At 39.3% G+C, this 6,880-nt stretch carries 13 protein-coding genes; 2 read left to right on the top strand and 11 right to left on the bottom strand.

The genetic code is table 11. From position 1 onward, the window contains the following. From CV014_RS00800 to CV014_RS00790, 3 genes are all read right to left on the bottom strand, one after another. Window positions 1-749, bottom strand: a 749-nt coding sequence (locus CV014_RS00800; protein WP_236140283.1) for a SagB/ThcOx family dehydrogenase, incomplete at its 3' end; no start/stop codon positions are given. Beyond that, window positions 736-1,200: an ankyrin repeat domain-containing protein gene (locus tag CV014_RS00795; protein WP_236140288.1), complete on the bottom strand. Its 465-nt coding sequence runs from the start codon at window positions 1,198-1,200 to the stop codon at window positions 736-738. The genes CV014_RS00800 and CV014_RS00795, both read right to left, overlap by 14 nt. Before the next feature lie 178 nt (window positions 1,201-1,378). Further along, window positions 1,379-1,972 carry a CBS domain-containing protein gene (locus tag CV014_RS00790; protein WP_236140282.1) on the bottom strand — a complete coding sequence of 198 codons (594 nt, stop codon included), beginning with the start codon at window positions 1,970-1,972 and terminating at the stop codon, window positions 1,379-1,381. Window positions 1,973-2,719: 747 nt separating this feature from the next. On the opposite strand from CV014_RS00790, the gene CV014_RS00785 reads away from it, so the two are divergent. After that, on the top strand, window positions 2,720-2,929 hold the full coding sequence (locus CV014_RS00785; protein WP_236140281.1) for a TOBE domain-containing protein: 210 nt from the start codon (window positions 2,720-2,722) through the stop codon (window positions 2,927-2,929). 90 nt (window positions 2,930-3,019) lie between these two features. Here the strand turns inward: CV014_RS00785 and CV014_RS00780 are convergent, their stop codons facing one another. The 8 genes from CV014_RS00780 to nifX all read right to left on the bottom strand — a co-directional run bounded on the left by CV014_RS00780 (window position 3,020) and on the right by nifX (window position 6,700). Next, window positions 3,020-3,265 (bottom strand): FeoA domain-containing protein, encoded by a 246-nt coding sequence (locus CV014_RS00780; protein WP_236140280.1) that lies wholly within the window; start codon window positions 3,263-3,265, stop codon window positions 3,020-3,022. Window positions 3,266-3,392: 127 nt separating this feature from the next. Then, window positions 3,393-3,692 (bottom strand): 2Fe-2S iron-sulfur cluster-binding protein, encoded by a 300-nt coding sequence (locus CV014_RS00775; RefSeq protein WP_103135409.1) that lies wholly within the window; start codon window positions 3,690-3,692, stop codon window positions 3,393-3,395. 151 nt (window positions 3,693-3,843) lie between these two features. Beyond that, window positions 3,844-4,218 carry a HesB/IscA family protein gene (locus CV014_RS00770; protein WP_103135408.1) on the bottom strand — a complete coding sequence of 125 codons (375 nt, stop codon included), beginning with the start codon at window positions 4,216-4,218 and terminating at the stop codon, window positions 3,844-3,846. A gap of 64 nt (window positions 4,219-4,282) precedes the next feature. Continuing rightward, window positions 4,283-5,086: a HesA/MoeB/ThiF family protein gene (locus tag CV014_RS00765; protein WP_236140279.1), complete on the bottom strand. Its 804-nt coding sequence runs from the start codon at window positions 5,084-5,086 to the stop codon at window positions 4,283-4,285. A gap of 10 nt (window positions 5,087-5,096) precedes the next feature. Beyond that, window positions 5,097-5,411, bottom strand: a complete 315-nt coding sequence (gene nifW, locus CV014_RS00760) for a nitrogenase-stabilizing/protective protein NifW (protein ID WP_236140278.1) — start codon at window positions 5,409-5,411, stop codon at window positions 5,097-5,099. Beyond that, window positions 5,408-5,623 carry a CCE_0567 family metalloprotein gene (locus CV014_RS00755; protein ID WP_236140277.1) on the bottom strand — a complete coding sequence of 72 codons (216 nt, stop codon included), beginning with the start codon at window positions 5,621-5,623 and terminating at the stop codon, window positions 5,408-5,410. Before CV014_RS00755 ends, nifW begins: the two co-directional genes overlap by 4 nt. Window positions 5,624-5,813: 190 nt before the next feature. Next, entirely contained in the window at window positions 5,814-6,290 is a 477-nt protein-coding gene (locus CV014_RS00750) for a NifX-associated nitrogen fixation protein (protein ID WP_236140276.1), read from the bottom strand. Next, complete coding sequence (nifX, locus tag CV014_RS00745) at window positions 6,287-6,700, bottom strand: nitrogen fixation protein NifX (RefSeq protein ID WP_236140275.1); 414 nt, start codon at window positions 6,698-6,700, stop codon at window positions 6,287-6,289. The genes CV014_RS00750 and nifX overlap by 4 nt, the downstream gene beginning before the upstream one ends. 30 nt (window positions 6,701-6,730) lie before the next feature. On the opposite strand from nifX, the gene CV014_RS00740 reads away from it, so the two are divergent. Further along, entirely contained in the window at window positions 6,731-6,880 is a 150-nt protein-coding gene (locus CV014_RS00740; protein ID WP_236140274.1) for a hypothetical protein, read from the top strand.

Here is a 6,880-nt window from a genome sequence, read left to right as displayed (position 1 = left end):
TGATAGCTATCTTCAATAAATTGATTAGCTTCAAAATAATCTGTACCACAAACAAAAGGAACTTTTAGCCTCAGTTTTCTCACATTTTTCGCCTGTGCCTCACCAGATACAGCACAAGCTGTAATAAACTCTTTATTCTCAAATCCTAATACTGTATTGAGAGCGAGTTTATCAAAATCAAAAATCAACTGGAGATTACGTTCATGGAGATAAGCCGATGCTGCAACAGCACCTAAATGGTGTCCGCTATCCAACAGACAATATCTTATGCTCCTGTTTTTATATTTCCAGCTAGACCTATAATAAACAGAACTAATTAAAAAAATGAATCCGCTTATACTTTTGCCCGGTATAATATAGCTCTCTAACCCATCATCAATTAATTCATAGATGAGTGTTAGACAATTATTCTCAACTTCTAAATGATAAATTCCATCCACTATTTCTGGCATTCCGCGAATTTGTACATATACCTCAGTAGGGTACAACGCGCCTGCTGATGGATTTACCCGTAGTTTATAGGCAGTATTTTTATACAATTTTTCCAAAGTAACAGCACTAGTTAACCAAATGAAAGAGTGAATTTTATTGTTGAGATTTAATTTCACTCTTCTATAGAACTTGGGATAAACTTTAAATGCAATTGGTTGAGTTGCAGCATCAACATAATTTGGATCAAGCTGCACCGATAAGTATGAATGCTTGGTATTTTCATGATAGCTGCGACTCGAAAAATTATTTTGCAGCATTTTTCAAAATCCTCAAAACTTCTATTGTGCTAGCAAAATCTATGGCTTTATAGTCATCCAAATTTTTTAAATTTAAGTTAGGATGGTATTGTAAAAGCAATTTCAACACTTCCGCTTTGCCTGATGATGCAGCATACATTGCCACAGTTGCACCATTATCATTTTGATTATCAATATTAATTTTATGAGCCAGTAAAAAATCAATTAAATCGTAGTGATTACCAAAACAAGCAAACCACAAAGCATTATTTCCATCATGATTTCTAGCATGAATGTTAGCCCCAGCCTTGATTAACTCTTCGACAATTGTAAATATCCCCTCACGTGTCGCTCTAATCAAAGCCGTATCACCATTTTCGCCAGCTTGATTTAAATGTGCTATGTCGTAACCTTTTGCAGTTAACCATTGCTGAATTTCTGCACTCAAATTAGGGTTACTTTTTTTATTCATCATATTTTTGTATCAACAAACAATTTACGCAATAATAGGTAATGGTGGGCATTGCCCACCATCTCTAAACACAATGCTATAGAATTCTGTCGCTAAGAGTTGTAAACTCAGGCTCTAAAGTGTGAAAAGTCAGTAAATAAGTAACTCTATCTTTTACTTATTGCCTTTACTCTTACCTTTAGACAGTAGCAAACAGTGGTTTTTCTGCAAATATTTCTCTAGTAGATTTCTCTGGTTTAGGTAAGCCATAATAACAAGCTTCAGTTTCGAGTTCGTCTACAAAATCCCACGCTTCTATCGCCCGTTTAGAATCTGGGCCATAGTTAGCAGAAATTGCACGCGCATCAGAAACAGCTCTGTGTAGTTCTTTCCGCAAGAATACCAGTTTTGGTTTAGCAATAAAGTCATCCTTGCTGACAATATCAGTTACAGAAATTACACCCAATAATTCGCCACGAATTACAGGCGCGCACCACACATTAGTATTGGTTAATAATCGTGCTACATATTCCACATCGAGATCAGGATCAATCACGATGCAGGGTTTACTCATAACTTCGTAAACATGAACTTTTTCAGGATCTTTACCATAAGCAACAACCTTACCTGCAATATCAGCCACAGTCACGATACCGTAAGCATCAGCACTATGACGAGGTTCTACGATTAACGCACGCAGTCCTTTGAGCCTTAAGAGTCTGACTGCTTCTGCTACAGTTGCGGAACTGCTAATTGTAGCTACATCTTGAGTCATAATTTGTTTGGCTCTCATAATTACTGCTCCTTATGTTTGCAAGGAAGGAAATTATTGCTAAACTGCTACAATTTTGCCAAAACTATTTTTGCGTAGGCGGCAAAATTAACCGATTACCTGTAAATTGGTAGTTAATTTATTTGCTACCTTGAGAAAAACGTTTTAGGTAATATAGACATACCTGTGATGCAGTTATCTAACTATTTCACACCTTAATTATTCTGGTGTTTTTCAGCAAAGATTTACGCAGTTTCTACCTAATTGCAGCTCTCTGGCTTGCTATGAAATTGATGTGATTGACCAGTATTAAGGTAGGAATGTCTGAAATCACCCTGTTGTGGCTTTTTGCTGAAGTTTCAGTTCACTAGCAACAATTTAGCTTACTTATATATTATCACTCTGATAAGTTCGGATCATGAACCTTTATAAATATTCCCGTGTATATTGATTAAAACCGCTTAAAAATTACGAAAAAAACCACCATTTTTGTTTTTGTATTGTATTATGCCATTTCTTGGTTTTTGTAGATACAAAATAGCCTATTTTAGCTATATTTAATCTCACCATGTGTCAATAAAAATATGATTAATACTGTGAGAATACAAATATTTTGTAAGTAATGCAGCTATCTAATTAGGTAAATATTATGCTGCACTATTGTTAAATTTATCTCTAGTAGGATTCTTAAGAGAATCTAAAATTGATTATCTGTTACCTAAAAAGTTGGTATTCTGTCAGATGTAAACGCTCAAAACTCAATAATATATGGAAGTTAGTGCGCGTAATTTTCTCAAAACGACGGTTAAAAAAGTTGTTCCAGGTGCGATAAATACAGAGATAACTTTAGAACTTGCACCTGGTGTAGAGATAGTTTCTATTATCACCAAATCATCCGCCGACAAGTTACAACTAACTGAAGGTAAGCAAGCTTATGCTCTGATCAAATCTTCGGATGTGATAGTGGCTATTGATTAAACCCATTCTGAAAATCCAAATTTTGCCCAGCGACACTGTACTTGAGCAACAGCACAGTGTCGTAGGACTTTAGTCTTGACTACCAAATAATTAAATTATCCGCACATAAATAGTGCGCGCCAATTCTTTATCGATTTCTAGTAAAATGCTACCGACTTTGATTAATATTACGGGAAACTTTTGTACAACAGTAATAGATGTACCTGTTGTTAAACCTAGTAATTTCAGTTTCTTCAGAAGCGTCTGATCCGGAACTTGGCAAAAAGTAACTATACCTTTTTCTCCTAGTTGAAGCAATTCTAAAGAGCTACCAGCCACACTAAATGGAGTAAACATTGGTATCCCCTGCAAAAATTCAAGCTGTAATATTTCTTCTAGATAAAGAATCAGGATGAAATTAACACTTCATCCTGATAGATATATGTTTTCAACAGATGTAAATAGTAGCGACTACAGCCATTGATTAAGCAAGATAAGGTTCTTGGTGGGTTTTAATTGTGCAGTTAGAACGAGGATAGGTAACGCACAATAAAGCGAATCCTTTGCCTACTTGTTCGTCATCTAAGAAGATTTGATCATCTTGGTTGATTTCACCTTCTACGACTTTACCCACACAGCTAGAGCAAGAACCTGAATGGCAAGAGAAAGGTAATTCAATACCGTTTTCTTCTGCACCATCCAAAATTGTGGTATCTTCGTCAATTTCAATTGTGGTGTCGATGTTTTCTTTTTTGCTGATCAATCTAACTTGATATGTTGCCATTTTCCGGTTCTCCTCAAGATTTATCGGATGGGACTAGTTTCTCGAAGTAAATAAATCTCCCTTAATGCTTCGAGAATGGGGGCGGAGAAAGACACCGCTTTTGTTGCGAGATAAATACAAGCAAGTGTCTATTTTGTTTAAGGGAAACTTTTTAGCTGCAAGGTACGCCTTCAGGGGAGCAATCACCAGCTTTGAAGGATTTACCACAACCACAGGTACTAGTTGCATTGGGATTAGTGAACTTAAAGCCGCTTTCCACCACACCCTCAACAAAATCAATCACTAGTCCTTCTAATAAAGGTGCGCTTTTTGCATCTATATAAACTGGTACTTTACCTTGTTGGATGACAATATCATCTGGCTGGGGTTGGCTGGTGATTTCCATTCCATATTCATAGCCACTGCAACCACCGTCTTTGATAGAGACGCGGACACCTTTAGTAGTTGTCTCATCAGTGTCAGCAGCTGAACCGCGCAAGAATGCCCGCAGACGAAATTCTGCTTTTTCTGTTAAAGTAACGGTCATCGAAACTCCTGATTTGTAGCGATTGATTTTTAGTGCTGAGTAATGGGTGATGGGTGATGGGTAGTTAAGTATGTGTGCAATTGCTACTTGTTTCCATTGAATTGGATTGAGCATATCGCCAAGGTGCGTTATTGCCGCATACTGGACAAGAGCGATCGCGTTGAGAACGCCTCTTAGCAAACTCCATGCGGTTAAAATCAATGGTGAGTAATTGCGACAACAGAGGCTGACTAAACCCAGTAATCAACTTGACGGCTTCTAGTGCTGTTAAACAAGCCAGTGTTCCAGACACCGCACCCAGCACAGAAAAACCACGCCGATCCCACTCAGGCTTTTCTGGGAAGAAACAGGACAGACAAGGAGTCACACCAGGAATAATGGTAGTTAAATAAGCCTCCATCCCGTTCATCGCTGCTTCCACCATTGGCTTTCGCCAGCGTACACAGGCTGCATTCAATAAATCACGCTCTGTAAAATTGTGAGCGCAATCCAGAGCCATATCCGCAGACTGCACTAACTCATCTACATTTTCCGGTGTTATGTAGTCGTGAACTGCTTCGATTTGGATATCAGGATTGATCGCCTGTAGGGTTTCTTTGGCTTTGAAAACCCTCGGTTTACCTACCCAATCATCCGTCATCAAAATCTGACGATTCATATCGTCCATCCGCAGATCACCGCCTCGGACTAGGATTAACCGCCCAACGCCTGCTACTGCTAGGTAAAGCGCAGCCGTACCGCCTAATCCTCCCACACCAGTCACTAAAACCGTCGCCGACTTCAGACGCTTCTGAGCTACTTCGCCAAAATTGGGGAGCATCATTTGGCGACTATAACGTTCTAACTCGGTAGGCGTTAGGTTGATCACTTTATACCTCCTAATCAGACGTTAGTTCTGTCAGCGTGATTACATTTTTTGGCTTGTCTTTGAATACCTTGAACAGTTTTTGTTCTTGGGGTGAAGATTCCAAAAAAGTCTGATAAGCCTGTTGCAGTGCTAGTGAGTATTGGTTTAATTTTTCTTCGTTACTTAGTTCGGAATTGCTATCAATTTCACTGATGAATTGTGAGAATTTTTTTAGAATATGTAAACGATTTACATTAACAAGTTTGGGGTCATATTCTAGTTCAAAGAATTTAAAATATTCTTCTGCGTCGGTAAGTTTTTTGAATTCTTCAATAGTTTTAGTCATTTGCCTTGCTCCAATTGCTTGAGATATTTTTTGAGTTCATCAAGCTGATGATAAATTTCATAAGTTGCGGCTGCAACTTCCATTAATTGTGTGTAATTTGTGGGTAAGCCTTCTGCTAAGTCGTGCAAATCCATTTTCATTTGTCCGGCTTTGCTGTTGAGGCGTTTGATTTTATTTCTGAGTTCTTCAATGCTGGTGTTTTCTACTTGCATTGGGGGGTAATTGCATCAATATTTGGGCGGGGATGAATGGGTTTTTAAGGTTCGCGCATTCGCCGTAAGGCGTTCCCGTAGGGTAGGCGCAAAGACGCAAAGAAGTGCGCGAAGGTGACTTAGTCTTTATGCAAGAGTTATGAGAGAAAGGCTATGTAACTCAGCACTCAGCACTCATAACTCAGCACTTCTATAGTTTGCTAACTTCGCGGAAGCGGGTGGCTAAGTCTAGTCCTTTGGTGACGAATTTTTCGCCTTCTTCTGCTAGTTGTTCTAGGGATTCAAAACCAAAGCGGTGAGCGTCGCGGAGGGTTTTGACGGTAAGTAATAAGCGACCGGAAAAGACTAAAGCCCAGCCAAAGCCTTCGTGACTTAGGTCAACTACTACTTGGGAAATTAAGCCGGTTTCTTGCTCGATTCTGGCAGCTATAGCGCGGAAAAATGACATAATTCGCGCTTGGGTGACGGCATCAACCTCACCTTCTACAGAAATTTCCCGTTTCTTTTTCTTGGGAACAATGAAGGGTTTTAGTAGTAGTTCGTCTGACCAACTACGGTAAACGCCGTAAGCATCTTGTCCGCGAATTTGTAATACTAATGTTTTGAGAAAGGGTGAGGTGGCAACTACATTTGTAGCGGGATCGTTGACACTATTTTCTGCGCTCATACTGTTGCTTCGTCTTCTAGTTCATCTGCAAAGTTTGTGGTTTTGGGTTGCAATGCTTTCCGCAACCAAGGGGGAGGATTACCTTTTAAGGTTTGGACTAATTTTGTCAGGAGTTCTTTGATTTCTTCTTGTTCAGAACGTGCCTTGACTGGGGTGACACCTTTTTTAATTAATTTAGCGGCAGCAGTACCACCAATTGCTGTGACATATACAATGGCACAATCAACTAATGCGTCTAGTTTTGGTGTGATTTTATCATCATTACCATCTTGTTGTAAGTCGCCCTCAAAGTTCAATGTTTCTAAAAATTGATATCCTTCAGCATCGATTTCATAGACATCAATTTCTCTCGCCCAACCAAAGTGAGCGTTAATATGTACGTGGTCGGTAGTTGTAAAGGCAATTTTCACTTTCATTCTCCTGCTATTGGGGATTGGGTATTGGGTACTGGGGATCGGGTACTGGGGATTGGGCATTGGGGATTGGGTATTGGGTATTGGGTATTGGGTATTAGGTATTGGGCATTAGGAAATACTGTTGAGAAAATTTTCCTAGTCCCCAGTCCCCAGTCCCCAGTCCCTAGTCCCTAG

Origin of the sequence: Nostoc sp. CMAA1605, assembly GCF_021596505.1 — a bacterium.
Classification (GTDB): Bacteria; Cyanobacteriota; Cyanobacteriia; order Cyanobacteriales; family Nostocaceae; genus Trichormus.
The sequence above is the reverse complement of the archived record's forward strand: the minus strand, read 5'-3'. Positions and strand labels throughout refer to the sequence as shown.

Bases quoted from the DNA above. Each gene is read 5' to 3' on its own strand.
- CV014_RS00795 (WP_236140288.1), bottom strand. From the start codon at position 1,200: ATGAATAAAAAAAGTAACCCTAATTTGAGTGCAGAAATTCAGCAATGG.
- CV014_RS00790 (WP_236140282.1), bottom strand. From the start codon at position 1,972: ATGAGAGCCAAACAAATTATGACTCAAGATGTAGCTACAATTAGCAGT.
- CV014_RS00785 (WP_236140281.1), top strand. From the start codon at position 2,720: ATGGAAGTTAGTGCGCGTAATTTTCTCAAAACGACGGTTAAAAAAGTT.
- CV014_RS00780 (WP_236140280.1), bottom strand. From the start codon at position 3,265: ATGTTTACTCCATTTAGTGTGGCTGGTAGCTCTTTAGAATTGCTTCAA.
- CV014_RS00775 (WP_103135409.1), bottom strand. From the start codon at position 3,692: ATGGCAACATATCAAGTTAGATTGATCAGCAAAAAAGAAAACATCGAC.
- CV014_RS00770 (WP_103135408.1), bottom strand. From the start codon at position 4,218: ATGACCGTTACTTTAACAGAAAAAGCAGAATTTCGTCTGCGGGCATTC.
- nifW (WP_236140278.1), bottom strand. From the start codon at position 5,411: ATGACTAAAACTATTGAAGAATTCAAAAAACTTACCGACGCAGAAGAA.
- CV014_RS00755 (WP_236140277.1), bottom strand. From the start codon at position 5,623: ATGCAAGTAGAAAACACCAGCATTGAAGAACTCAGAAATAAAATCAAA.
- CV014_RS00750 (WP_236140276.1), bottom strand. From the start codon at position 6,290: ATGAGCGCAGAAAATAGTGTCAACGATCCCGCTACAAATGTAGTTGCC.